We start from the raw sequence: 24,733 nt of genomic DNA on the forward strand, positions 1-24,733 counted from the left end.
ATCGGCCTCTTTTCCGGAGGGCGGTTGACCTGAACGCGGCAGGCTCTAACGTGTATTTCCGTGTCTGAAACGATGCGCGCGCACCTCCGAGAGTTGGTCCGGGACTGGGTCGAAGGCTGGGCGCTTTCGCGGGATGTCTCGGCCCCGCTGGAAGTGCCAGAAGGCTTTTTTATCCATGTCGGTCGCCCTGGGCACATGGTGCGGTACGTCTTGCCGGAGCACGATCCCGCCATGCTCCGTGCTCTCGTCCAACGTGCTACGTCGCCGGGTACCTGGTTGAAGATATGCGCCTCTCGTGACGAGATCGAATTACCCGACTCTTGGGCCATCTCCGAACCCGAGTTTCTGATGGCCGTCGCTTTGCACAGCGCACCGCCTCCGGAGGTGCCGATTCCTTACGAAATCGAGATTGAGACGCACGCGCACATCACGGACGCTCGACTTCGAGCCACGGATGGCAGCGTCGCCGCAAGCGGCCGAATCGTCGTGCACGGTGCGAGCGCCGTCGTGGACCAAGTGGTAACCGATCCTGCACACCGCCGACGAGGGCTGGGTAGCTTCGTCATGAAGCAGCTCTGCGCGCGCGCCGCGGATCGCGGCGCATCGCGCGGGGCCCTTGTGGCCACGTCCGAGGGGCTCGAGCTCTATCGATCTCTCGGGTGGACGCTCGAGTCTCCCATGACCGTCGCCATTCTTCGCCCAGATACGCATGCCGTGCCGACCTTCTCGTTCTGAGCATGAGGCACTAATTGCCCCGATGAGGCGAAAACGCGGATGAAGCTGCAAGCATCCCCCGCAAACGCCGACCACCGAATCCCGCGCGAAAATGACGGCACGGATCGTGCGCTCGCGCCGTGTGGAGGTGACCATGATTCAACCCAGTCAGATCAAGCCGCACGTGCCCGTCGTCTGTTCGAAGGGCGGTCAGTTCGCCGTCGTTGATCACGTAGAGGGCACCGGATCCATCAAGCTCGCCAAGGATGACAAGGGCCAGCATCACTATATCCCCATGAGTTGGGTGACCAAGGTCGATGATAAGGTGCACGTCGATCGCCCCGGCGATCAGGCGATGCGTGAATGGACCATGACCCCCACGGCCTAGCCATTCAGCAAATTGCACTTATCTCGCAATTTGCTTGCAGTATATCGATTTATCGCAGGCAGCCTTGGCGCTGCGCCCTGTTGCGCCTCACGTATCCCTTGGCCGGCTACGTGGGGCGTCCTTGGCTTTGCACAATCGCAGACTTCGAGGACGGTGCTCCCATGCGAACGATTTTTCCGACGTTGGGCTTCTTTGCGATGGTAGTGGGTGGCTTTGGTTGCGCCGACGATTCCCCATCGCAAAGCGGCGCCGCTTCGCTGTGTACGGATTCGGGCACGTCGCCGAGCGATTTCGAAGCTGGCACTGGAGGACTGACGTCGGTCGACAATGCTCCGTTGGGACCGACGGCCAACGTCGAAATTACAGGGCATATCTTCAAGCCGGAACCTCTGCCTGCGCCCGACGTTTCGAAGATCACGGTACCCGCCGGTTTCGTGCTAACGAAAGTGGCCGAGAAGCTCGGCAACGCCAGGCTCATCGTCGTGGCAAAGAATGGGACGATTTATATCACCCGTCGCGAACAAGGCGATGTTCTCATGCTCAAGGATGCGGGAGACGGACAGCTTGCCGCGCCCGTGCGTGTGGCCAGCCGCTCGGGACTTCACGGCCTGGCCCTTTACGAGAACAAGGCATATCTCGCGACGCCGCACGAGATCTTTCGCGGAGAGGTGTTGGCCGACGGGACGTTCGGTCCTCTCGAGATGCTCATCCACGATCTGCCGGACGCAGGGCAGCACAATACGCGCACGCTCCAGATCGGCCCGGACGCTATGCTTTACGTGAGCATCGGATCCACGTGCAACGAGTGCAATGAGCCCAATCGGGAGAACGCGAGCATTCTTCGTGCATCGCTCGACGGCAAGTCGCGCGCAATCTGGGCGTCGGGCCTGCGCGATACGATCGGCTGGGGATGGCATCCCCAGACCGGCGAACTTTGGGGATTCGATCACGGCATCGACTGGCTCGGCGATGATCTGCAGAAGGAAGAACTGAATGAGATCCAACGCGGCAACCACTACGGTTGGCCCTATTTCTTTGGAAACAATCAGGTCAATCCTCACGCCGATCCGCCGGGTGGTCTCTCCAAAGCGGAACGACGGAAGGTCAGTACCCCGATGGTGCTGGGTTACACGGCCCACGCAGCTCCCATGCAAATGTCCTTTTACGATGGCCCCCAGTTTCCCGCGGAATACCGCGGCGACGCGTTCGTGTCGATGCGGGGCTCGTGGAACCGAAAACCGCCGTCCGGTTACGAGATCGTGCGAGTCCATTTTCAGGACGGCCGGCCACGGTCCATCACGCCATTCGTCACCGGCTTCGTTGGTCGAGAAGGAGAATACGGACGGCTTTGCGGAAACGCAGTTGCCAAGGATGGGTCTCTTCTATTTACCGATGATCGAAACGGCGTGCTCTATCGACTGTCGTTCAACGGCATGCCCAACGGCAAGCCGGCCTCGATCATTCCGGCCGGCCCGATGCTTGCTCAAGCTGCACGCGGTTCGGGAGTACCGCTCGCGATCGAACGACCGGAGACCGCCACCGCCGCCACGCTTACGGTGACCTCGAGGGCCTTCGCGAATGGCGGCCTGATTCCCGTGGTCCATTCCGAGTATGAACAGGGGGCGAGCTTCCCGGTCGCATGGACCGCGGGTCCTGTGGGGACGCAATCGTACGTCCTCATCATGGAGGACCCCGATGCGACGACGCCCAAACCCTATGTGCACTGGATCGCATGGAATATTCCTGCAACGGCGACGAGCTTGCGCGAAGGTCTACAGGAGCAGGATGTCCTCTTGGATCCGCCAAATTTGCGACAGGGCACGACGTCCGGCGGGACCATAGGCTACCGCGGGCCGCGCCCGCTCGCGGGCGATCCGCCGCACGTCTACCACGTGCAGGTGTTCGCTATGGATAGGCTGCTCGACGTTCCGCTCAGCGGCGCAGATCGCGATCAAGTGCTCTCCGCGATGAACGGTCATGTGCTTGCGCGTGGACAACTAATGGGAGCGTTTGCCAGGCCCCCTACGCAAGTGTCACGACCATGAAGGGTGAATCATGAGCGCCCGAGGTCGCTGTGTGGCCCGGCAATTGCTCGACCCAAGGTATGGCTACGAAAAAATCCGCGAAGAAATCGCCGGCGAAGAAATCAAGCGGTCGCAAATACGGTTCAAAGGCAGGCTCGAAGGTCGCCAAGGCCATGCATGAACGCAAATCGGGAACCCTGCGCTCGGGTCGCTCCGGGAAGAAAGTGACGAGTAAGAAGCAGGCGGTGGCAATCGGACTTTCTGAAGCACGCCGCGCGGGGGGCAAGGTTCCGAAGAAGAAGAGCTCTTCTCGCAGCAAGAAGAAGTCGTCGAGCAAGAGGGCGAGCAAGAAGAAGAGCACGTGACGAACGCCCTGTGTGCTTTGCGCCCAACCAGCAAGAGGTGCCGGTCATGAATACACTTCGCAATATGCCCATCGTTCTGCACTACGAGGACGACGGGCACGTCGTCGCCGAATGCCCGATCTTGCGCGGCTGTCGCTGCAAATGCGCAACACGGGTGCTGGCGTTGCAGATGATGGAGCGGCTGATCACCGCGGCCTTGAATGAGGCTCCACCCTCTGGCGTGGGAGAAAAATACGAAGTCATCCATCTGGCGGTCGCACGCCCCACAGACGACGTCGCTCGCCCGCCGCGGTCGCGCAGGCCGAAGCCCGAGCGGGCTCGGATTGAAATCCTATAGGCCGATGGAGGTATCCGAATTACTGGGATGGGGGAGTTCACTCACCCTGGTATTGACCGGCGTCAAACAGGTTTACAAGCAATGGCACGACGACACGAGTCAAGGTGTGTCGAAGTGGCTATTCGTTGGTCAGTTGTGCGCATCTGCGGGGTTTACGGCTTACAGCCTCTTGGTGCGCAATTGGGTATTTTTGGTTACGAACGCGTTGATGTTCGCCAACGCCCTCGCCGGCTTCTGCATCGTCCTCCGGCACCGCCGTCGAGCGCGTCGCGGCGGACCATGAAAGGGAAGTCATGGAGGTAGAGGTGTGTCAGGCGATGTAACGAATAACCGCGAACGGTGACGAGGTGAAAATGCCCCGAAGCGTCGCTCGCCGTTCGCGCCAAGGTACCTGGCTTCTGTTGACCATCGCTTCGTTCTCGACCGTGTGGGCACCAGGCGACGCTTGGGCGATTCGTCCGCTCATCACCGACGACGCCCGCGTCGTTGGCGAGCGCGCCGCGCAGGTTGAAACCTGGTTTCGCGTCGATGGCGCGGGCCCGCAGCATTGGACCGTCTTCGCCGTCGGCCCATTGAAGCCGCTCGAACTATCGGCGGGCGGCTTTTATGGCAGCGATTCGCACCACTTCACGGTGGCCGCGCCCACCATCCAGATCAAGGCCTTGGCCCTCGAACCCAAGCCGGGAGCGATCGTCCCTGGCGTGGCCGTCGTGGGCGGTGTGTTCGGGCCGCTCGGAACCGGCCCCCTCCAAGTGCGGGGCTGGGATTCCTTTGGCTATGTTGCATTCACGGAATCGCTCGATGAACGTGACCGCGTCCTCGTTCACGAGAACCTCGGCGTGTTTACGACCCACGACTCCACGCTTGGCGGACGGCACGTTTTCGTCACCTGGGGCATCGGTACCCAGGTTCGTGTGGCTGGAGGTTTCCACTTCGTGGGAGAGGTCTTTTCGGGCGACCCGTACTCCGACGCGCCGGGCGGAGCCTTTCAAGCGGGAATTCGCCAATATGTCTCATCTCACGTTCAGATGGACGCGACCGTCGGCGATGGTTTTTTCGGTGAGCGGTTGCTTCCAGCGTGGGTGTCCATCGGGCTCCGGGTTGCAAGCGACCCGAACTTTTGGTGAAACGGATCCTGGGTTATGGTGTCAGCCGATCCCAATGCCATCCCGCCCTACCACGGTCGAAATTTCCGTGAGGCTCGACAACGTTCGGGTCCTCGTGGTCGATGACGAACCTGATTCGCTTCTCCTCATGGGAAAGGCTTTTCAAGCGCGCGGGGCGATCGTACGCGCCGCAAGTTCCGCCGCCGAGGGACGCCGTGAGCTCGAATCGTTCTCGCCGGACGCGATCGTCAGCGACATCGGCATGCCCGACGAAGACGGCTACGCGTTCATGCGAAGCCTGCGAGCCATGCCCGTAGCTCATGCCATCCCGGCCATCGCCCTTACCGGCTACGCATATCCGGAAGATGCCCAAATGGCCATTGAAGCGGGGTTCAACCGGCATATGATCAAGCCGGTGAACCTGCAAGCGCTTTTGCAGAACGTTCACGAGCTGGTCAATGCCTCGAGCGCGGACGATACGAAACCATGATTGAAGGAAAACCAAGTACCACATCCACCATCGTGGCCTTTTTTCGTGCACTCAATACGTTGGGCGTCACGCGCGTTCGCGACTTCTCCGATCCGTTTGCCGCGCAGTTGCTGCCGCCCTCCGTGGGGCGGGTCGTGCAGGGCGCGCAGTGGTTGCTCGAAGGTCGGCAGGGCCTGGGGCAGCGGTGGTGGGTCGCATCGCGCGGCCTCATCGACACCGTCGCTTTGCGCTCGCGCGCCATCGACACCGCATGGGGCGAGGCTTACCGCCTCGGTGTCCGGCAGTTGGTGATCCTCGGGGCGGGGCTCGACGCACGGGCGTACCGGCTCGACCTTCTGCAGGGCGTGCACGTCTTCGAGGTCGACCATCCGGCCACGCAGCAGTTCAAACGCGCCCGTGCGGCGTCGCTGCGATCACCGGCGGAATCGCTCCGGTACGTGCCCGTGGACTTCGCGCACGACGATTTGGGAAACGCCCTGCGCGACGCCGGGCTGCGCACGGACGAGCGCGCGTTCGTGATTTGGGAAGGCGTCACCATGTACCTGCCGCATCGAGCGGTCGAAGAAACGCTCTCGAAACTTTCCAAACTCGTCCCGCCCGGGAGCCGATTGGCCATGACGTACCTCGAGCCTGCGACGCGCCGCCACGAGCCGCTCATCCGTCGCAATCTGCGCCGCTGGATCTTGTCGCGCAGCGGCGAGCCGCAGCTCGGATTGATGCGCCGGGAGCATGCGACACGCCTACTCGAGGGCGTGCGGTTTCGCGCATTGAGCGACGAGAACCGGGTCGAATTCGCTGCGCGCTTTTCCGACGAATCAGCGGAGGAAACGGCGGGCGCCTTGGGCGAGCGCATGGTCGTGGCCGAGAAGGTGTAAACTGCATATAACGGTGCGATCTTGGCCGGGGCTCTGCTCACGAGAGAGGCTCGGCTCGCTCCTCGCCGGGCCGTCCGAACCAGTTCGTGAGGGCCTCGCGAAGTCCTTTGCCGGTGCTGTCTCCGATCCATGCGACGTATCCGTCGGGCCGAATCAGCACCGCCTTGGGGGCATCGACCGCGCCGAGCGCCGGGAGCTCCCACGCGCCCGTGTATCGAGCGCCGACGCGTTGAACGCGATCCTTCCACGGAGCAGCGGTGTCGAGCACACCAGGCTCACCGAAATGGATCAGCACCGGTCGAGCATGGTGCAGCAGGGTGAAGACGCGCTTCGAGCTGCCGTCGTGGTCCATCTCGAGATCGAGATCCGGCATGCGTCGTCCGAGCAGCGGGTGTCCCTCGCCAAGGTCGTAGCGGATACCGAGACCCGACATCATCGCGGCGGTGTGCTGGCGAGGCTCGTCCATCTGGAGCAGCTCGGCCAAGCGCTCGTGCATGGCCAGAGTCCGCTCGTCGCCGCGCATGATCGCCGTCTGCGCCATGGTGAGCTTGAGCACGCGCGCGCCAATCGGGTGCCGCTCGGCCTGGTAGGTGTCGAGTAAATTCTCCGGCGATGTGCCATTCACGACTTGGGCGAGCTTCCATCCCAAGTTCACGGCGTCCTGGACTCCGATGTTGAGCCCTTGTCCGCCGGCGGGCGAATGCACGTGCGCCGCGTCACCAGCCAAGAGCACTCGCCTCTCTCGATAGGCCGCCGCCTGCCGAGTCATATCGCTGAACCGCGAGATGAACGTGACGTTGTGCACGCCGAAGTCCGTCCCCCAGACCCCGACGAGCGCAGCGCGAAGCTCGTCGAGCGTCGGCGTCTCCTCACTTTGCCGGATGACGGGCGGCCCATTCACGAGGATGCGCATGCGCTTCCCATCATCCAGTTTGGCGAGACCATTGACGCCTCGTTCGTCACGACGAATGCCCCATGCGGGTTCTTCGGCCGCCTGGCATTCGGCAATCAGGTAACTGAGCGACGGATCCCATCCGGGAAACTCGATGCCGGCCTTCTTGCGAACGATGCTGCGGCCGCCATCGCATCCGACGAGGTACTGAGCGCGTATGGCGCTGCCATCGGAGAGCTGGACGTCCACCCCCGCGTCATCCTGCGTGAAGTCGATGACATCGCGCTCGCGGTAAATAGGAACCGCGAGCTCGTCGACCCACGCCGCGAGCACGCGTTCGATCCCTTCTTGGGCGAGCGCGAGCCCGTAGGCATGCCGAGTGGGAAAGTCGGAAATGTCGAGCATGACCATGGCGAAGCCGGTGATCTGCATGACGGTGCCCGCGGAGAGAAAGCGCTCCGCGACACCGCGTTGGTCGAGCACCTCGATGGTGCGCGCATGGAGCCCGCCCGCGCGAGCGCCCGTGACCGATTGGTCCTTGCGTCTCTCGACGACCGCAACGTCGATGCGCGCAAGCGCCAGCTCCGCAGCCAACATCAATCCGGTAGGCCCCCCACCCACGATCACGACCGCGTGTTTCATCATGCGCAGGAGTGTGCATCGTGATGGGGGCCTTGCCGCAAGCCCCCATCTCTGGCATAAGGTGTGAAGTGGAGAGAGACCGAGGTCGCTCTCCTTTTCTTTTTGTGCGTGGGATACCCTTTGGCATGCCTGAATGGCTGTTGTTTCTACTCTTGGCCGCCGGTGTCGCGGGGGCGGCCATAGGTCTCAAAAAACTTCAGCCGCCCCCGGAAGTAAAGAGTGCTGCGCCGAAGTTGAATCTGGTGACGAGTTTCGAGGGCATCGTCGTCGCTGGAAAAATGACGGTGTCACCCGGTCAGGTATCCTGCGTCGCGTATGGTGTCGTTTTCGGCCGCATGGAGGGCGAGGAGCATGACGAGTTCGTGCAGTTGCACCGCGGCGGATGGACGGAGGGGTTCGAGATTCGGACCAAAGATGGCCATATCATCTCGGTACCCAAAGGGCCCATCTATGTCGATGGCGAGTGGGGTGATACGGATGGCCGCGCGGAAGTAAGCTCCTACCTTGCGGCCGCCGAAGTATCGAGCGATGCGGTGCATGCGGTTCTCACGTCGAAGGCTGTCATCCTGGAATCACGCGTGGAGATGAATGCGAGTGTGACCGTGCACGCGACGCGATTCGAGGAGCTCTTCGTGGAAGCGCAGGAGGGGGACGCTTACCGCCACGGGCTTCGAAAGCACGTTGCACGCGGGGATATTCTCGTGCGTTCCAGCGCTTCCTGACACTCACCGCTGTCGAATGGCCATTACGCCGGTATCTTCACTATTTCGCGTACTTCTCGACCCATGCATCGGCGGCTTCGACCGACTCGAGCGCGGCGGAGCATCGATCGGTGTCACGGGAGCATATTCGGCAAATGAGCACGTCGTGGAGAACTTGCTCGAAGTTTCCCTGGTTGGAAGGGATGACGCGATCCATCTCGGCGCCGAGCGCTCTCTGTTCGTTGCCGCCGTCTTGCTCATGGGCGCACTCCAGGGCCAGTGACGCGCCGACCGCCTTTTGCAGCTTCGCCATGAAGGCCTTGGCCTTCTTGCGATCGACCGGAGCCGTGGGTGCGGGAGCCATGAACTTCGGCGTGGACGGCAGGAGATTCGCAATGGCTTTATCGATGTAGCTACGCCACTGCGACGGTGTTGGCCCACCTTTGGCGCGGCTGTCGAGCTCGATGACAACATCGCGGCGCCCGCCATAGACGAAGAACGACCCGTCGCTCTCCCACGACGGCAGCACGCGTCCGGGGATCTCGCCCGCGCAGCGATAGGCCGTTACATCCCAAAGCGACCTTCCGGCCTTGCCGGCCTTGGTCCAACGCGAGATAGGCACGGGATCCCGGCAGTCGGGAAAGAATTGCGGCAAGTACACGGGCTGCGCCGACGTCGTCTCCGTCATGCTTTTTTCTGTGCCTCCCCATGGGGGGCGATGGAGAGCAAATGGAACGACCGTCCGCGCGACCGGCGCGACGACGAGCGGCCCTCCCGCATCGGGATCGGGCGGGGGTGCCGTGCCGCTATTCGAGGGAGCGGCATCCTCGGCACTGGGCGGTCCCGAGGGCGTGGCACGCTCGCGGCAATGCACGAGCGAAAGAAGAAGGGCGAGGAGGGCCGTGCGTAAGCGCATGTGCCGAGTATCGCCCAGATCGAGCTTCGAAGCGGAGACGATGGGCGAGCTTCCTGTTAGCCTGTCGGGGGGACAAGGAGAGATGAGATGCCAAAGTACCTGATCTCGTTCGAGAGGGGCGCGATGGACCACATTCCCGAGGAGGATTTCCCCGAGGTGGGCAAGGCCGCCCATGCGGTGATCCAGGAGGCCAAGGACTCCGGCGTGTTCGTCTTTTCTGGCGGCCTGAAATACGACGACGGCGACGCAGAACCCGCCGTGGTGACCGTCGACGGTGTGGTCACCGACGTTCCATCTCCGGAGAGCAAGGAGCTCATCGGCGGCTTCGCCATCGTCGACGTACCTTCTCGTGAGGCGGCCCTGGCGTGGGCCGCAAAGATCGCGGTCGCCTGCCGCTGTGCGCAAGACGTCCGCAAGTTCATGCACGACCCGGCCGACGACTGATCGAAAGAGCATTCTCCGCGACCAGTCCCTGGACGGCGGCGAGGTCCATCCGCCCCGCGCTTTTCGGGAAGAAGCTTTCGCCGTGAAGCGTACTGGACGCTGTATGGGACTCGGATGGACCCTTCATATCGCAATGCGGTGGGCGCCTTTGGCCTTCGTCGTTCTCCTTTTGGCGGGCTGTCGCTCGGCAAAGAAGCCCGTCGAGGATGCGCCGGCCGAGGCTTCTGCCGCGCCGGCGGCTTTGGCCCCCTACGAGCCCTGCGCGGATCCGTGTCGCGCCTCGGAAGCTCCCGATCCATCGAACGCCGCACGCATCGGCACGTTCGGTCTTCCGGCGAGTGCGGGCGTTCTTGGACCGCACAGTGCGGGGGGAACGCGCATCGTTGCCATCGATCGCGATCGCGTGTTGATTGTCGACCTGCACGGCGGGGGGACGACGTTCGTCGATCTCGCCAAAAAGCAGCAGAGTCACCCAGCGACGCAACGCATATGGCACGATGTCCGTGTTTCGCCCGACGGCAGGGCACTCCTTGGGATCGACGGAGCCAATGCGGAGCTCTTCGACGTCGAAACCCATCGGGTAAGCGCCATGCCAACCCCCGAGAATTCCGTTTGCGCCATCGATTTCGCCGAGGCGTCGGACAAGTTGCTGCGCGCGTGCGTCAGCCGGGGTTCTACGACGGCACGCGTCGAACGTTGCAACGGCGAAGGGACGAGATGTCGCGCCTTGCTCGAGGTCTCCATTCTGGGACAAGCGCCGGCGCTTCGTAGCTTCCCCCGGGGCCAGCGCTTTGCGATCGGGACGCGAACCGGTACATCGATTCATGATTCAAATACAGGCGCGCGCCTCTGGAGTAGGGATTTCCCGAATCATCAAACGAATGACCCTCGCGACCTTCTCCGGGTGGGAGGTGAAAAGGGGAAAGAATGGACGCTCTGGTCCCTGGGGGCCAAGCCGGCCACCGAGGAAGCCGCTCCGGGAGCGACCTTGGCGATGCTCGATGCACGTGGAGCAAAGGTCGCCCCCGCGCTGAATCGGCCTTCCTTCGATCGTGCAACCGTTGCCAACGACGGACGGTCCATCTTCGTGGCCCATCCGAAAGGACCGAACGAACGTGAGCATACGCTTCACGGCATCGACCTTCATGACGGGGTAGATCGCCCTGTGAAGGGGCTTGCACGCCATGCGGCATCCATCGCGTTTTTGAACGACGGATTCGCGATTTGGGTAGCCGACGGGCGTTCCGGTGTATGGCTTTACCGCGCACCCGTCGAGCAAGCGCTGGGGGAGGGTTCTCCCGCGTTCTATCCTTCACTCCTCGGGCTTGCGCCGGGGACCTTTTCGAGCGACGGGCGGCTCGCATATTCTGGAAAGCATATTTTTTCGATCGACGGTGCTGCCGTGCCTGCACCATGGGTATCGGAATGCGATTTCAGCGTGAACCTCCTGACGCGCGAAAGCCTCTTTTTTCTCGAACAGTGCGAAAGCAGCAAAGGTCCCCATCGGCGAGTAAGGGCTGGACGCTTCGAAGGCGGCGCTGCGGAGGAGGTCTTTTCGGCGATCGGGGAATTCCGAGCGAAATTGTATGCTGGATTGCGTACGACCTGGCTCGCACTTCGTGAGCACAACCGCGACCTAGATGGGACTGCGCCTCCACGAAGGTCCCTCATCGACCTAAGGACGGGCGCACGCCGTGCGATTCTCGTGGATAGCAAGCGGGCGGGCCGCTCGTCCGAGCCGTGGGACGGCTTCTTTGGACCAGATTCGGCGGGCGTGTCCGAAACCGGCGCCCATATCGCCCATGCATCGCATTCGGAGAAGCTCTGGACCATGGACGTGCGCGCGGACGACGGGGAAGAGCATTCGGTGTCAGGTACGAAAAAGGCCGACGAATGGCGGGGCCCCGCGTGGGTTTCGGAGGATGCAAAAAGGGCTGCTGTATTCGATGGAGAGGAACACGGTTACTCGATTCAGCCCTACGAGCTTCCATCTCTCGAGACTCGGCAGAAGTGCTCGGAACGGGCGGACGAAGCTGATTTTGTCGCCCTCGGCGCCGACCACGCGCTGGTGGCCGTCCGTTCGAAGTCCCGTGTCGCGTCCAAGGAACTCCACGTCTGGCGCCTACGAGATTGCGCGGTGCGAGCCATTCGTCTGGGGCTACCGTCGTCACCTACGTTTGGCGTCGTCACCACGGACCAGCGCCACGCGGTGGTCATTTCCGACGACTTCTCGGCATCGGTGTGGGACCTCGATCGCCTATTCGAATAGCCTCGCATCATCGCTTGCGAGACAGGCAAAACCACGCCCTGGCCGATTCTATCTGGGATGGGATCGAGCGCAGTTCCAGGATCTCGAGCCCGGACTCGATCGCACAAACCACGTCGCACGCGGAACGGCCCGGTGTCTCGAGGTCGCGTGCCGGCCCTTCGGTGCTGCGGATCAAGCTGAGCCACAACCCGCCCGTGGTCAGCGAAGCGGCGACCCGGCCCGCAAATCGCGATCGCTCCTCGACCTTCTCGAACCCATGGAAGCAGCCGCGGTCGAACACGAAGTCAAACGGGGGTTCCATCAGCGCGTCGGCAAGGAAATCGAACGTCGCGAACCGGCAGCGCAGCTTCGAAGCCCCCAACTTCGAACGCGCCTGCTCCACGGCGAGTGGCGCGATGTCGACGCCGAGCACGTCGAAGCCGCGCTCGGCCAGCCAGACGGCGTCGGTGCCCGTACCGCAACCCACATCGAGCGCGCGTCCCGGCACAACGGCTCCGGACTCGACGAATTCGACCAGCCGCGGGTCAGGCTGGCCGATATCCCAAGGCAGATCACCTGCGGCATAGTCGTCATTCCAGGGCGTCTTCGGCATCGCGCCAATGTACAGCTGCCGTGCCGTGCGGCAATTGCTGCTGCGACGGCGGGGGCAGGCAAGCCAACTTCTTCATGCCGGCTGCCGTGCGCAAAGCCCCTTCGGCGAAGAAAATCTGAATGGGGGGCGCGCCTTCGCCGTCGAAATTCGGTGCACCGCCCGCGCACCTGGCCCCTCGTCCTCGCAATCTCCGCGCTCCTCCCCGGCGGTGCGGCCGCACAGGCCTTGCCGCCCGCGATGCAAACCCCCAGTGGGCCGGCGTGTAGCGACTACCTGCCGCCCCCCCGGCCGCACGGCGGCCACATCACGGACGCTGACGTCTATCAGGGCATGGGTCGGGTCGCGGATGTTTTCAAAGACATCTACTGGCGCGGGCTGGCCGCGATCGTCCCGTCCCCGGCGCTGCTCCTACGCGATCGAGCCCGCGCGGCCATCCTTTGGAGCGTGAGTATCGGTCTCGATGGGAACGAAGACGAACGAGGGTGCTGGCGAACGCCGCGTCACCGCTTCGCGGTTGAAGGCGGCACCGTCCTCGGGGAGGGGCTTTCGGCCCGCGCGGGCTACCGCTACCTGTTCCAGCCCGCGACCTCGCCGCTCGGCCTCGGCTTCGGCCTCGGTGCGCAGCTCGCCGACTACGACGAAAAGGCGCGACTGAGCGTGAGCCCCGAGGCCAGCCTCCGCTGGGGGCCGACCGAGCGCCCCGGGTCCCTGTCGCTGCTCGCGCGGCGCGACGTTCCCCTCGCGGGCCCATTCTCCGAGGGGGCGTGGTGGTTTCTCATCGGGGTTTCGTACTTCTGAGCGCAGCCTTTTTCGATATCAAACTTTCACAGACGCTGGGGATACGTCGCGCGAGTTCGTCCATGAGCATCCTGACGGCCGGAGGCCGATAACGCCGGTTCGGGCTGACGAGATAGACCTCGAATTCAGGAATTTCCCACTCCGGCAGGACACGCACCAACGCGCCGGTCCCGAGATGCCGGGCGCATTGGATTTCGCCGAGATGGGCAATGCCGAGGCCTGCCTGCACCGGTACGAGTAACTCGTCGGAAGGAGCCAATAGGAGCCGCCTGCGGAGGGTGATCGCGCGCGTTTTGCCGTTCGATTGCAGTTCGAGCGTCGCCGCGTTCCGAGACTGGACGAGGATGTCGTGGTTCTCCAGTTCGTCTGGATGCGCGGGTAGGCCCCGCGCTTTCGCATAATCGGCGCTGGCACACAGGATGCGCCGTACGGTCGCAACCTTGCGCGCGAGAAGATCCGAGTCCGCCATCGCGCCGATCCGCACCGCAATGTCGATCGCATTGGCGACGAGGTCGACCCGCCGGTCCGTCATCTCCATTTCGACATCGACGAGCGGGTACCTGCGCATGAAATCGAGCACGATCGGCAACACGACGAGGTGTCCGAAAGCTCCCGAAGCCGAAAGCCGGACCAGCCCGCGCGGGTCTGCTTCACGACCGATCCACTCGTTCGAATGCATTTCCAGCCGCCGGATCAGTGGCCACGCCTCCTCCAGCAACTGCGCGCCGGCATCGGTCAAGCTGGAGGCCGCCGAGTTGCGCTGGACAAGGGTCATCCCCGTCGTTTCCTCGAGCCGCGCCAGCCGGCGCGAGAGCGTCGACTTGGCGACATTGTAGTGACGTGAGGCGCGCGACAGGCTGCCGGCGTCTGCGATCAGGGCGAACCAATAGAGGTCATCGAGCGAGTAAGGCAGGGTGTTCACTATTTGGAACGGATACAACCCATTTGCGTCACTATGAAGGCAATAGTGAACGCTCCTATTCCTCCTGTCGGTGAAGGCCCGAAAGGCGGCGCCTTCCATAGGAGCGAGCCATCATGAACGATATCCAATCCATCCATTTCCTCACCTTCCCTCGGGTCAGCGAGCAGGACCTGCTGACGGCCTGGGAACTCTTGCGGGCTCTGGCCTGGGGCTTCGCGGAGCAAGGCCGGCAGCTGCACGTGTCGATTGGCGGCTTCGAGCCGGGTCCCGTCGCGACGCATATGGGCACGGAAATCAAGACCGACCGGGTTCTTACCCCCGCGGATCGGTTCGATGTGCTCTATGTGCCGGGTGGCCTGGGCGGAGGCCCTGCCTCACAGAACCCGGCGATCTTGGATTTGATCCGCAAGCACCACGCCGAGGGCCGCTGGGTGGCCGCCAACTGCTCGGGTGTCGGCGTCCTCTTCCGCTCTGGTATCCTCGATGGCAAGGCAATCACTTGTCCGGTGGCGCTGGCTCGCCGCCTGCCGAAGCTCGGTGCCAACGTGCTCAACCCCCGGCTGACTTGGCACGTGGACGCCAAGAACAAGATCTTCACGTCCGGAGGCGGAGGCACGGTCCATCCGAGCACCATCGCACTGGTTGCGCAGCTGTTCGGCCGCGAAACCGCCAGGGGGCTGGCCGCAAACTGGGATTCGCTCGCATTGCACGGCGACGTACTGCTTCAGGCCAACGGTCCAATGATGGGCCTTGAACCGGAATTGGCCGCCGCCGCACAGGATAGTTATGAGATGGTCTTCCTGCCCGACTGATCATCGACGGCACCAGACACACGCTCTCCGAATGACTGTGGCGCGAGATGCGCCCTCATGTCGCGCGCGGGGCCGCGAATGGCCACTCCCTGCACCAATACCTCACTAGCTGCAAACGGCTCGCGCGCGCGGAGAGGAAGGACGAATGTCACACTCATGGAAACGCTTCGACCGCGCGCGCGAATGCGAAACCAGCCTCGAAATAGACAGGGTCGGACCGCGCACGCGTTGGAGCGCTCCACGTGCGCGACTCTTTTCGACGGGAGGCATCATGACGATTGCTGTTTCACGCCCATCGCGCGATTCGACGGATCGCTATCAGGCGGCGCTCGGGCCGCTCTGCCGCGCGGGCGCCGTGTGCGCGGTGCTCGTAGTGGCGGCGCAATTGTTTCAGCATGTGGCAATTTGGTTTTTCATCCCGCCGGAGAGCTCTCCGAGGGTGGCGCTCGAAATTCGCAACATGCCCATCGATCGAGTTCGTGCGGTCGTGATCATGTTCAGCATCTTGGCGATGCTGGGCGTCTACATGGCCACGGCGTTCGAGCGTGCCAAGCGCGCGCCGGGCGCCGCGCTCGTCGGCTTTGCTGCCGCCCTACTCTTTGGCGCCTTCGACCTCGGATATCGGTCGATTGATTTCTTTTTTGTAACCCAGCGTTGGGCGGCCGAATATCAGAGCACTCAGGTCGAGTCGGTGAAGCTTCTACTCATAGAACGCGTCGCAACCTGGGACCAGATCGTTTCTGCGATTTACTTTCCACTCATCCTCGCGACTCTCGTCGCCAATGCAAGTTTCACCCTGGCGATGCGCACCGAGCGTGGGCGTTTCGCGCGGCTCGCGTTCGCAGCGTGGATCATCGATACGGTGCGCCGCTTCGTCCGCGTGCTCGGCTTCGCGGGCATCGATGCGCTTCAACCCATCAACGACGCAATTTTCTTTCCGAGTGTGGTGATGATCTATTCGCTGCTCGCCGTCTGGCTCTGGAAGCGAGGCAGCGTAGGAGGAGACGTGGATCGCATACATGGCCGCTGACCAGGCGCGACCCCCGTCGATCTCGAGATATCGTCGCAACGTTGCGAGTATCCCAGCTCACAGTCTCGGCGCAGGTGAGCCGCCATTTGCCGCGCACGCGCGCACGTGCATACGATCGATCCATGACAGGAAATCTCGAATGCCCGCACTGCACCGGGCGACCGCTTTACGAAGGCACCCAGGGCTCGAGCGCACTCCACGGATGCGGCATCTGCGGCGGCGTGTGGATCGGCAATGACCTTGCGAGGCGCATGTTCGAGCGGCTCGACATGGACGCCATCGCGCTCGCGGACCTTGCGGCGCGAAAGTCGGTGCCGCATCCGGTTCCCAAGCGGGAGCCGAAATGTCCCGTGTGTCATGGTTCTCTGCGACGGATTACGGTTGACCAGACGCTCATCGAGATCGACCTCTGCGACGCGCACGGAACGTGGTTCGATCGATACGAGTTCCAGGCGGTGGCGAGAGTTCTCCAGAAGGCTCCCCCCACCTTCGACAACTTTCCCGAACCCCTACGATTCAACCCCGCCGATTACCATCGCGACCGGGGGGACGGGAGTTCGGGCGGCGGTGATGGTGGTTGGGGATTCGACTTCGGCGACTCGGGTGACAGTGATTCGGATGGTGACGGCGGCGATGGCGGTGACGGGGGCGGCGGCGGCGATGGTGATTAGAGGCATCGATACGGTACGGCATTCCCGTGCCCACGATGCTAGTAGGCATTGGCGGCCAAAGTCGGCTGGGAACATGGACGCATCTGGTCCTGCGAGCTCTGGTTCTGCTGGAGCGGGCTGTATCACCTATTGAGAAAACTCTCGTTGATCCAATGAAAGCCTCGATGGACAAGGAGGAACCGCGATTCGTCCACCCTCCGCATCTCGGCTACGACGGCATCGTTTTTCAAGGTTCCACGGAAGGTGAAACGGCCGTCGTCTGTCTTCGTATAGGAGAGGACGTATTTGGTGTCAGGATCCATTGCCCGTGAAAGGGTCAGTTCCTGCTTTTTCTCGTCGTGTTTCGATGAATACCTCTCGCCCGGACCCTCGACGGGCGTGATCGATAGCAAGCTTCCTTGGACGGTAACCCAGCGCCAACGCGTGCGCTCCGTGAGCAGTGGCGGAATCGTCTCTCCGTTTCGGACGAAGGTCTCGACCTCGTAGATGCCATAGAGGCCCGAGCTCGCAACGTGATGTTGTTTGCGGTAGCGTTCCACCGAGTTCACGACATTCGAGACCACGATGGCGCCCATCAGGAGCATCTGGACGGCCACGAGGGTGCCATTCATCCACGGTCGCTCGAACTTCGGGCCATAGAGCCTTGCGGGCTCGCATGGCCGATTGAGCAAGAAGACATTGGCGAGCCGTGTCAGCTCGGGGACGAGGAGCAAGATGGCTATTAAGAGTAAGTGCGATGAATAGAGCTTGATCGGTACGTCGTAACTGAAATTGAGCATCACCACGTTGGACAGAGCGCCACAGGCGACGAGCGCTCCGAGGGTGGTGGTGCGCCGAAAAAGGAGGAGCGCACCCGCGAGTAATTCCACTGCACCGGCGAAAAAAGTGTAGGCCGTCGAGAATCCCATGAATGACCAGAGGAGTCCCGCTGGTGACGACTCGCCGAACGTCTGCACGAGACGCCCCAGCGGAAATGGAAACTGGACCTTGATGACTTTGACGATGCCGTACAGGAGCAGCGCGGAGCCGAGGTTGTATCGCAGCAAGAGGTGCAGCCAGTCGTGAGGCGTAGCGTTGTTCATCCTTCTGCGGTCCAAGAACGACCATCCGGCCGTCACGCCGATCGAGACGGCTAGCGTGCAAACGACCCTTACGTAACCGTAGGTCGTATCGGCGCTGCCATCGTGGAAGGGCGTCACCTCCGTCCTCAGATGCAGCATGTGGCGGCCCACCCACCGAGCCAGCATCAGCCACGGTTTGTCCGCCGTGTCCCACCACCACGAATCAATTCCGGGCATCATCCCGAGCAGGAATGGGAGCGTATAGAGAAGTAGATACGTGCCGACGAAGCGAAAGCCGATGCGGGGTCCGTGGGACCATCGCACCGTGGGATTTTCTGCCGTTGCGAGCATGAAGTCCTGCTTGTAACCGAAAATAGGCGCGGACGAATTGTCGCGACGCCGCGACAAGCCGGCTGGGTGGCGATAGGCCAGTGGTGGTGTACCCTGGCGCCGATGATACCGGATGACCGCGCGCGGAACGCACCGGGCCCGTGGGGTACGCCCGATCGGTTCGGGCTCGTGGGCACGACGCTCGCCGAGAAATTTCGCGTGGAGCGTGTCGTGGCCGAGGGAGGCTTTGGCGTGGTGTACGCCGCGACGCAGTTGTCCCTCGACTTGCCGGTCGCGCTCAAAGTGCTCAAGACTCCGCCGGAGTTCAACGACACCGTCCGCGCAACCTGGATCGAGATGTTCGCGCGCGAGGCCAAGACGGTCGCGCGCCTGCGCCACCCCCACATCGTGCATATACTCGACTATGGCGTCGTGGCGCTGCCCACCGGCGGGAACGCGCCGTGGATGGCACTCGAATGGCTTGCGGGGGAGACGCTCGCTGGGGCGCTTCGGGTGAGGCGCCGCAAGGCAGGCGGTCGCTCGCCCGGCGAGGCGCTGCAGTTAATGCGTCCGGTGTTCGAAGCCGTGGCGTTCGCGCACGAGCACGGGATAGCGCACCGCGACCTCAAACCTGAAAATATCATGTTGCTCGCGCACAAGCGCGGCCCGCTGGCGCGCTTGATGGACTTCGGGATCGCGAAGGCCATGGCCGAGGGCGAGGTGACCACGTCGGGCGCGACGCACACGCAGGGGACGTTCGCGGTGTTCTCTCCGCAGTATGCCGCGCCCGAGCAGATCACGCGAGCGCGCACGGGACCGTGGACCGACGTGCACGCCCTGGCTCTGATCCTCACGGAGGTACTGACCGATCAGCGACCCTACGACAGCGCTGCGGATCCCTCCGTCCTCTACCCCCAGGTGCTCGCATCGTCGCGGCCGACGCCCGCGCGGCGTGGCGTCGATGTTGGCCCTTGGGAGGCGGTGTTGACCCGCGCTCTCGCGCTGCGCCCGGCCGATCGCTACCCCGATGCGGGCGCATTTCTCGCCGCGCTCGACGAGGCGATGGGGCTTTCGACCGTGCTTCCACGGCAGGCGTCGCTTACGGAACCGAGCGTGATCGTCGACCCAAGCCTGCTCGACGCAGACGCCGTGGCCACGGGACCGCGTGGGTTCACGGGATCCGCGCCGCGGCGGATCTCCTCGTGGGCGTTCGTCATGGGGGGCGCGCTCGGGGCGGGTGTGCTCGCGGCAGCCACGACGTTCCTGGTGCACCATGTTCGATCGCGGCCATGCGACGAGACGTTCACGTGTCCCGAGCCATCGCAGCAGATCTGTTCGCTCAAAGGCGTCTGTGAGACCTCGCATGCGGGCGTGGCGGATACCACAGTGACGCTCGTCGGTGCGGGCGTGCGGCGCTATCAGGTCGCCCGGTTGTTCACGCTGATGTACCGCCAGTCGACGCAAGGGCGCACGATGTTTCAGGTTGGCATCGACAATGCGTACACCGTGAGGATTGACCTTCCGCCGCGTCTCACGGTGGGCACGTTCCCGATATCGCTGGAACATCCCATGACGGTCGGCGCCGACAAATCCCAGGCTTTGCTCTTCGCGGCGAACTTTGGCAAGCCCGGGTGGCCGGGGCGCTTCGAGGGTGGGTATCTACCCGAGGGCGGCAACGTCACACTCACCGCCGCAGACGATCGTTACGGCGGCGGCTTCGAGGGCCGCGCGGAGATCGATTTCGTCGGTGGTGCGGACAAGACCTCGCGCGTGCACGTGAGCATGCACTTCCGCGCGACAATCAAGCAGTAGACCGATATTCGCGACGCGAAAACGCAACTTGGCTTCGGGTGGCGATAGGCCTGCGGTCGTGTAGGCTGGCGGCGATGACACTAGAGGATCGTGCGCCGAACGCACCAGGCACGTTCGATCGCTTCGGGCTCGTGGGGACGACGCTCGCCGAAAAATTTCGCGTCGAGCGCGTGGTGGCGGAGGGCGGCTTTGGTGTGATCTACGCCGCAACGCAGCTATCGCTCGATGTCCCTGTTGCGCTCAAAGTGCTCAAGACTCCGCCGGAGTTCAACGACACCGTCCGCGCAACCTGGATCGAGATGTTCGCGCACGAGGCCAAGACCATTGCGCGTCTGCGCCACCCCAACATCGTGAACATCCTGGACTTCGGCGTTGCCGCGTTGTCCACGGGCGAGCGCGTGCCGTGGATGGCCCTCGAGTGGCTCGCCGGAGAGACACTCGCGGACGCGCTCCAGCGACGTCGCGGCAAGGCGGGGCGCACGCCAGCCGAGGCGCTGGAGTTCATGCGCCCCGTGCTCGAAGCCGTGGCGTTTGCGCACGAGCACGGTATTGCGCATCGGGATCTCAAACCCGCGAACATCATGTTGCTCCCACACCCGCGCGGTCCAAGCGCCCGTCTGATGGACTTCGGTATCGCGAAGGCCATGGCCGAGGGGGAGGTGACGACGTCGGGCGAGACGCGCACGCAAGGAAAGTTCGCGGCCTTCTCACCGCAATACGCCGCGCCGGAGCAAATCACGCGCGCGCGGAGCGGGCCATGGACCGACGTGCATGCCATGGCCCTCATTCTCACCGAGGTGCTCACCGATCGGCCGCCGTACGATGCGTCGGATCCCACGATGCTCTATGCACAGGTGCTCGCGCCGCAGCGCCCGACACCCGCAAGGCGCGGAGTGAATTCCGGCCCTTGGGAAGCCGTGTTGACGCGCGCGTTGGCGCTCCGTCCCGCCGAGCGCTATCCCGATGCGGGGGCATTGCTCGCCGCGCTCGAGGCCACGGCAACGAGGGGGGCCTCGGCGCCCATTGCTCCTGCGCCACCCACCGTGATCATCGACCCGGGGGTGATGCAAGCGCCCAACGCCGCCGCAACCCCCAGCGCGCTCGCGTCGACCGTGCACACGGGACCTCACGGGCTCACCGGTCTTGCGCCGCGACGGATCGCGCGGCCGATTCTCGTCTTGGGTGGGGCGCTCGGCGCGCTTCTCGTCCTGGGAGCCGCCGCACTCGTATGGCCACATGTGAAACCGAAATCGTGCGATCAGACGTATGCGTGCCACAATCCATCTCAGGAGATTTGCGTGCTGGGGCGCAATGTCTGTGAGCCCGGACGTGTCGGCGTGGCCGATACCACCGTCACACTCGACGGCGCAGACGTGCGGCACTATCAGGTGGCTCGCTTGGTGACGCTGGGCTACCGCGACCCGAACTGGGACGGACAGACCACCTTCTCCGCCTCGCTCGACAATGGGAGTTACCACGTGAACCTCAGGCTTCCGAAGCCTCTCAAGCCCGGTACGTACGTGATCAACCCAAAGAACGCCAACGCCTCCAAGCGTCGGGCCGACGATGTCGACGCGTCTCTGGCGGCCATGGACTCCGAAAACGCGGGATGGCCAGGGCGCTACCAGGGCCAGTATTTCAGTGGCGCCACCGGCAACATCACACTCACCAGCGCGGACGATCGCTTCGGAGGCGGTTTCGAGGGCCGTGCCGAGCTCGATTTCGTCGGCGGTGTAGAGGGGAATGCGCACGTGCACGTGAGCATGCATTTCCGAGGAATGATCCCGGAATGACGGGCTTCAAAGGTCGCCGCCAGATCTTCGCCTGGGCTTCCATCATGACTACTTGCTGAGCCGTTTCGGGCGTCGGGTCGCTCGGCAAGGCTCTGCCTTGCGTACCCTCATCGCATGCGTGCAATTCACGCGGGTTTTGCGCTTCACGATGCCGCGACGCATGAGGTGAATTTTTGGAGAAGTTCGCTGCAACGCTGTAAGAATTCAACACATCATACCACACAGTAGAAGCTAGTTGGATAGCTTCACGGCTTCGCGTCGGTGCGGTCCTTCTTGAACAACGACTGCGAGCACGAGAACCCGGAATTTTGCTCCGGGCAAGGTGCTGGCGGACGGGCGAATTGCGCCGTCTCGCAGCTCGCAGCCATCTACGAGGAGCTCGACTCGAATGCAAGACATCCGGGAGTCGTTGATTGCGTCTGCGTGCATCGCAATAGCCACTTTCGCATCGGGGTGCTCTTCCGATGGCGCCCCCGCGAGCACCGAGAGCACATGCAACGTCAATGCAGCACTCGTGGCGCGCCCCGCCGCGAGGCTCTTTCTCACCCCTACGTTGGTGGCTCGCCTGAAAGCGCGCGCGGCCGCCAACGACCCTGCATGGATGCAGCTCAAACGAAAATGCGATGGATACGCTGCGGGATCCATCGATCTACCGGGCGCCACCGCATACCCCAACTTTCCAAATATCGGACCAGGGTACCAGGGCGAGGAGTACCTTCCACCGATCATGTCGCTCGGTCTCTGCTATCGGGTCGTCGCCGGTAGCGACGTCGCCGCGGAGCAGGCCTATGGGAGCGCAGGCGGACGCCTGCTCGATGCAATGTCGACCCCTGTCGATTTGGGAGGACAATTACCATCGACCGACTCGGGCTATGGGATACGCAATTTCGGTGTCGGAATGGCGATCGGCTACGATTGGCTCCATCCGTCGCTCTCGGAGACGACGCGTTCGAACGTCATCACGTCGCTGAATGTATGGATCGACTGGTACGACGTCGCTGGGCTCACTCGTAACCAGCCGATTGGAAATTACTTCGCCGGCTATTTCCTCACCAAGTTGGCGACGTCGCTGGGCACCGAAGGAGACAATCCCAAGGCCGAGACTTACTTCGCAGAGGTAAGCCAAATGTGGGAAAGTCTGGTCAAGCCCGCGTTCGTGCGGTCGATGGCCGGAGGAGGCTGGCCGGAAGGGTGGATCTACGGACCGCGCGCGGTGCTCGGGATGGTCAACGCCCTCTGGGCGGCGAAGACGGCGAAGAATCTCGACTGGATGCTCGATGTGCCACTCGCGCACGATCAGGCCAACTACGGGATGTACTTCACCTGGCCGTCGCTCGATCAAATCGATGATCAGGGCACGGTGCGGTCGGGCACGAACCCCGCACCGTCGGCGTCGCTTGCGAGCGCACTCGCGACCGCGCTTGGCGAGCTCGGTCATCCGTCGGCGGCCACCGCGCGCGCGTTCGCGGCGGACGTCATCGCGGTTACCGACAATCGAGCGCCGTGGGAGAAGTTCCTTTATTGGGACCCTGCACTCGTCGCGAAGTCCTATCAGGACAAGGAATTGTCGTACCTCGCGCCAGGCCCCGGCCAAGTCGCCATGCGTTCATCGTGGAAGAGCGATGCCGCGTGGGCAGCATTCTCGAGCGGCACCTACATCAATGCCCCGGACTCCGGAGAGCAGATGTTCAATCAAGGGAGCCTCAGCGTCGTCAACGGCGGTACACCGGTTCTGGTGAATGCCACGGGATGGATTCCTCGCGTCGCGGGCACCGCCGGCGAAAACTTCGTCTACGACGACAGTTGGGGCAAAAAATCGCGTGCACTTTACAACACATTCTTCGTGTCCGATCCGAGCAATCCGTACAACCCGGGGCAGTCGAGTGCGTCCCCGGACAAGGCGCAGACCCACGTCGAGCGCTACGAGGACTGGGGTGGCTTCGTACGGGTGCGGGGAGCGCAAATCGAGCAGATGTATCGGTCGCCCCTTCTTCGCGCATTCACGCGTGATCTCGTCTTCTTCCGTCCCTCCACGTTCGTCGTCTTCGACCGAACCAGCGTGACCGGTAGCCCGGATCAGTGGATGGCCTTTCACACCCTGAGCGCGCCCGCGGAGGTGCCGTCCTCCGGTGTGGCCATGGCCAAACGCTTCGACATTTCCAAAGATGGCGGCATTACTGGAAGCATCCGCATGCTGCTCCCTCGAGACGCGAGCTTGCAGTCGGTAAGCTTGCCGGGCGGCGTTACGCGGCTCGAGGAACATTCGAACCTTGCCGGCGATCAGGAGTGGCTCACCGTCGTTTCGGCCTCGAGCGCCGTTCCGGAGCAAGTGAGGCTATCGGCGAGCGATGGAAACGTGAGCGCCGGCAATGTCGTCGGTGTCCATGTGCAGGGCTCGCGAAACCAGGTTTTGCTCTTCGCGGCGGACCAGGCGACCACCGCCACCACGGACAGGGCGCGGTATACGGTGACCCAGACGGGCAGCGCGGATCACGTGGTCATCGACGTTGCACCTTCCGCCAACGGATATTCGGTGACCGCAACGGCCGAGGGGGACAAAATCACCGTCGACGTGAAGCCAGGTGGCTCGGTGACGCCGACACCAGGCGGCGCCCTCTGCTATTCGGTTTCGCCAACCGGCACCGTAGGTCCTTGCGAATTCGCACCGGTGAGGACGAGGACGACGGAGGACTCCGCCCCGCAACCGCAACCACAAACGCCCGCGGGCGGGTGCAAAGGGTAGGTTCGC

Annotated in this window: 23 protein-coding genes; 17 read left to right on the forward strand and 6 right to left on the reverse strand. The window is 63.2% G+C overall.

The window, feature by feature from the left end; genetic code table 11:
• The first annotated feature begins 60 nt into the window (after positions 1–60).
• The 3 genes from LVJ94_48600 to LVJ94_48610 all read left to right on the forward strand — a co-directional run bounded on the left by LVJ94_48600 (position 61) and on the right by LVJ94_48610 (position 3,147).
• Positions 61–735, forward strand: a complete 675-nt coding sequence (locus LVJ94_48600; protein ID WXB04743.1) for a GNAT family N-acetyltransferase — start codon at positions 61–63, stop codon at positions 733–735.
• A gap of 133 nt (positions 736–868) precedes the next feature.
• The gene (locus tag LVJ94_48605) at positions 869–1,102 is read left to right on the forward strand and encodes a DUF2171 domain-containing protein (protein WXB04744.1); all 234 of its coding nucleotides are present in this window, start codon (positions 869–871) and stop codon (positions 1,100–1,102) included.
• Entirely contained in the window at positions 1,078–3,147 is a 2,070-nt protein-coding gene (locus tag LVJ94_48610) for a YbhB/YbcL family Raf kinase inhibitor-like protein (protein ID WXB04745.1), read from the forward strand. The genes LVJ94_48605 and LVJ94_48610 overlap by 25 nt, the downstream gene beginning before the upstream one ends.
• Here the strand turns inward: LVJ94_48610 and LVJ94_48615 are convergent.
• Positions 3,125–3,475 (reverse strand): hypothetical protein, encoded by a 351-nt coding sequence (locus LVJ94_48615; GenBank protein ID WXB04746.1) that lies wholly within the window; start codon positions 3,473–3,475, stop codon positions 3,125–3,127. The two genes, LVJ94_48610 and LVJ94_48615, sit on opposite strands and share 23 nt — an antisense overlap.
• Before the next feature lie 62 nt (positions 3,476–3,537).
• Between LVJ94_48615 and LVJ94_48620 the strand changes: the two genes are divergently transcribed.
• From LVJ94_48620 to LVJ94_48635, 4 genes are all read left to right on the forward strand, one after another.
• Positions 3,538–3,828, forward strand: coding sequence for a hypothetical protein (locus LVJ94_48620; protein ID WXB04747.1), 291 nt, complete (start codon positions 3,538–3,540; stop codon positions 3,826–3,828).
• Between the two features lie 353 nt (positions 3,829–4,181).
• Positions 4,182–4,955: a hypothetical protein gene (locus LVJ94_48625; protein ID WXB04748.1), complete on the forward strand. Its 774-nt coding sequence runs from the start codon at positions 4,182–4,184 to the stop codon at positions 4,953–4,955.
• Between the two features lie 67 nt (positions 4,956–5,022).
• The gene (locus LVJ94_48630; GenBank protein WXB04749.1) at positions 5,023–5,424 is read left to right on the forward strand and encodes a response regulator; all 402 of its coding nucleotides are present in this window, start codon (positions 5,023–5,025) and stop codon (positions 5,422–5,424) included.
• A gap of 32 nt (positions 5,425–5,456) precedes the next feature.
• A complete protein-coding gene (locus LVJ94_48635; protein WXB04750.1) occupies positions 5,457–6,299 on the forward strand; it encodes a class I SAM-dependent methyltransferase in 843 nt (280 codons plus the stop codon).
• A 37-nt stretch (positions 6,300–6,336) separates the two neighbouring features.
• Here LVJ94_48635 and LVJ94_48640 read toward each other — a convergent pair whose 3' ends face one another.
• A complete protein-coding gene (locus LVJ94_48640; protein WXB04751.1) occupies positions 6,337–7,836 on the reverse strand; it encodes an FAD-dependent monooxygenase in 1,500 nt (499 codons plus the stop codon).
• A gap of 122 nt (positions 7,837–7,958) precedes the next feature.
• On the opposite strand from LVJ94_48640, the gene LVJ94_48645 reads away from it, so the two are divergent.
• Positions 7,959–8,555, forward strand: a complete 597-nt coding sequence (locus LVJ94_48645) for a hypothetical protein (protein ID WXB04752.1) — start codon at positions 7,959–7,961, stop codon at positions 8,553–8,555.
• Between the two features lie 40 nt (positions 8,556–8,595).
• On the opposite strand, the gene LVJ94_48650 is transcribed toward LVJ94_48645, so the two are convergent.
• The gene (locus LVJ94_48650) at positions 8,596–9,450 is read right to left on the reverse strand and encodes a hypothetical protein (protein ID WXB04753.1); all 855 of its coding nucleotides are present in this window, start codon (positions 9,448–9,450) and stop codon (positions 8,596–8,598) included.
• Between the two features lie 87 nt (positions 9,451–9,537).
• Between LVJ94_48650 and LVJ94_48655 the strand changes: the two genes are divergently transcribed.
• Entirely contained in the window at positions 9,538–9,894 is a 357-nt protein-coding gene (locus LVJ94_48655; protein WXB04754.1) for a YciI family protein, read from the forward strand.
• An 82-nt stretch (positions 9,895–9,976) separates the two neighbouring features.
• Entirely contained in the window at positions 9,977–12,163 is a 2,187-nt protein-coding gene (locus LVJ94_48660; protein WXB04755.1) for a hypothetical protein, read from the forward strand.
• A 7-nt stretch (positions 12,164–12,170) separates the two neighbouring features.
• Here LVJ94_48660 and LVJ94_48665 read toward each other — a convergent pair whose 3' ends face one another.
• Positions 12,171–12,755 carry a TPMT family class I SAM-dependent methyltransferase gene (locus LVJ94_48665; protein ID WXB04756.1) on the reverse strand — a complete coding sequence of 195 codons (585 nt, stop codon included), beginning with the start codon at positions 12,753–12,755 and terminating at the stop codon, positions 12,171–12,173.
• A gap of 150 nt (positions 12,756–12,905) precedes the next feature.
• Here LVJ94_48665 and LVJ94_48670 point away from each other — a divergent pair, with 150 nt between their 5' ends.
• A complete protein-coding gene (locus tag LVJ94_48670) occupies positions 12,906–13,553 on the forward strand; it encodes a hypothetical protein (GenBank protein ID WXB04757.1) in 648 nt (215 codons plus the stop codon).
• Here the strand turns inward: LVJ94_48670 and LVJ94_48675 are convergent.
• Complete coding sequence (locus LVJ94_48675) at positions 13,531–14,475, reverse strand: LysR family transcriptional regulator (GenBank protein ID WXB04758.1); 945 nt, start codon at positions 14,473–14,475, stop codon at positions 13,531–13,533. The genes LVJ94_48670 and LVJ94_48675 overlap by 23 nt on opposite strands.
• Positions 14,476–14,588: 113 nt before the next feature.
• Here LVJ94_48675 and LVJ94_48680 point away from each other — a divergent pair, with 113 nt between their 5' ends.
• The 3 genes from LVJ94_48680 to LVJ94_48690 all read left to right on the forward strand — a co-directional run bounded on the left by LVJ94_48680 (position 14,589) and on the right by LVJ94_48690 (position 16,988).
• The gene (locus tag LVJ94_48680) at positions 14,589–15,287 is read left to right on the forward strand and encodes a DJ-1/PfpI family protein (protein ID WXB04759.1); all 699 of its coding nucleotides are present in this window, start codon (positions 14,589–14,591) and stop codon (positions 15,285–15,287) included.
• A gap of 355 nt (positions 15,288–15,642) precedes the next feature.
• Entirely contained in the window at positions 15,643–16,317 is a 675-nt protein-coding gene (locus tag LVJ94_48685) for a hypothetical protein (protein ID WXB04760.1), read from the forward strand.
• A gap of 122 nt (positions 16,318–16,439) precedes the next feature.
• Positions 16,440–16,988, forward strand: a complete 549-nt coding sequence (locus LVJ94_48690; GenBank protein WXB04761.1) for a zf-TFIIB domain-containing protein — start codon at positions 16,440–16,442, stop codon at positions 16,986–16,988.
• 122 nt (positions 16,989–17,110) lie between these two features.
• Here the strand turns inward: LVJ94_48690 and LVJ94_48695 are convergent, their stop codons facing one another.
• A complete protein-coding gene (locus LVJ94_48695; protein ID WXB04762.1) occupies positions 17,111–18,400 on the reverse strand; it encodes a hypothetical protein in 1,290 nt (429 codons plus the stop codon).
• A gap of 102 nt (positions 18,401–18,502) precedes the next feature.
• Here LVJ94_48695 and LVJ94_48700 point away from each other — a divergent pair, with 102 nt between their 5' ends.
• From LVJ94_48700 to LVJ94_48710, 3 genes are all read left to right on the forward strand, one after another.
• Positions 18,503–20,191 (forward strand): serine/threonine protein kinase, encoded by a 1,689-nt coding sequence (locus tag LVJ94_48700; GenBank protein WXB04763.1) that lies wholly within the window; start codon positions 18,503–18,505, stop codon positions 20,189–20,191.
• 74 nt (positions 20,192–20,265) lie between these two features.
• A complete protein-coding gene (locus tag LVJ94_48705) occupies positions 20,266–21,984 on the forward strand; it encodes a serine/threonine protein kinase (GenBank protein WXB04764.1) in 1,719 nt (572 codons plus the stop codon).
• A 514-nt stretch (positions 21,985–22,498) separates the two neighbouring features.
• Positions 22,499–24,727, forward strand: a complete 2,229-nt coding sequence (locus LVJ94_48710) for a hypothetical protein (GenBank protein WXB04765.1) — start codon at positions 22,499–22,501, stop codon at positions 24,725–24,727.
• Positions 24,728–24,733: the final 6 nt, after the last annotated feature.

It is taken from the genome of Sorangiineae bacterium MSr11367 (assembly GCA_037157805.1).
Taxonomy (GTDB): Bacteria; Myxococcota_A; Polyangia; order Polyangiales; family Polyangiaceae; genus Pendulispora; species Pendulispora rubella.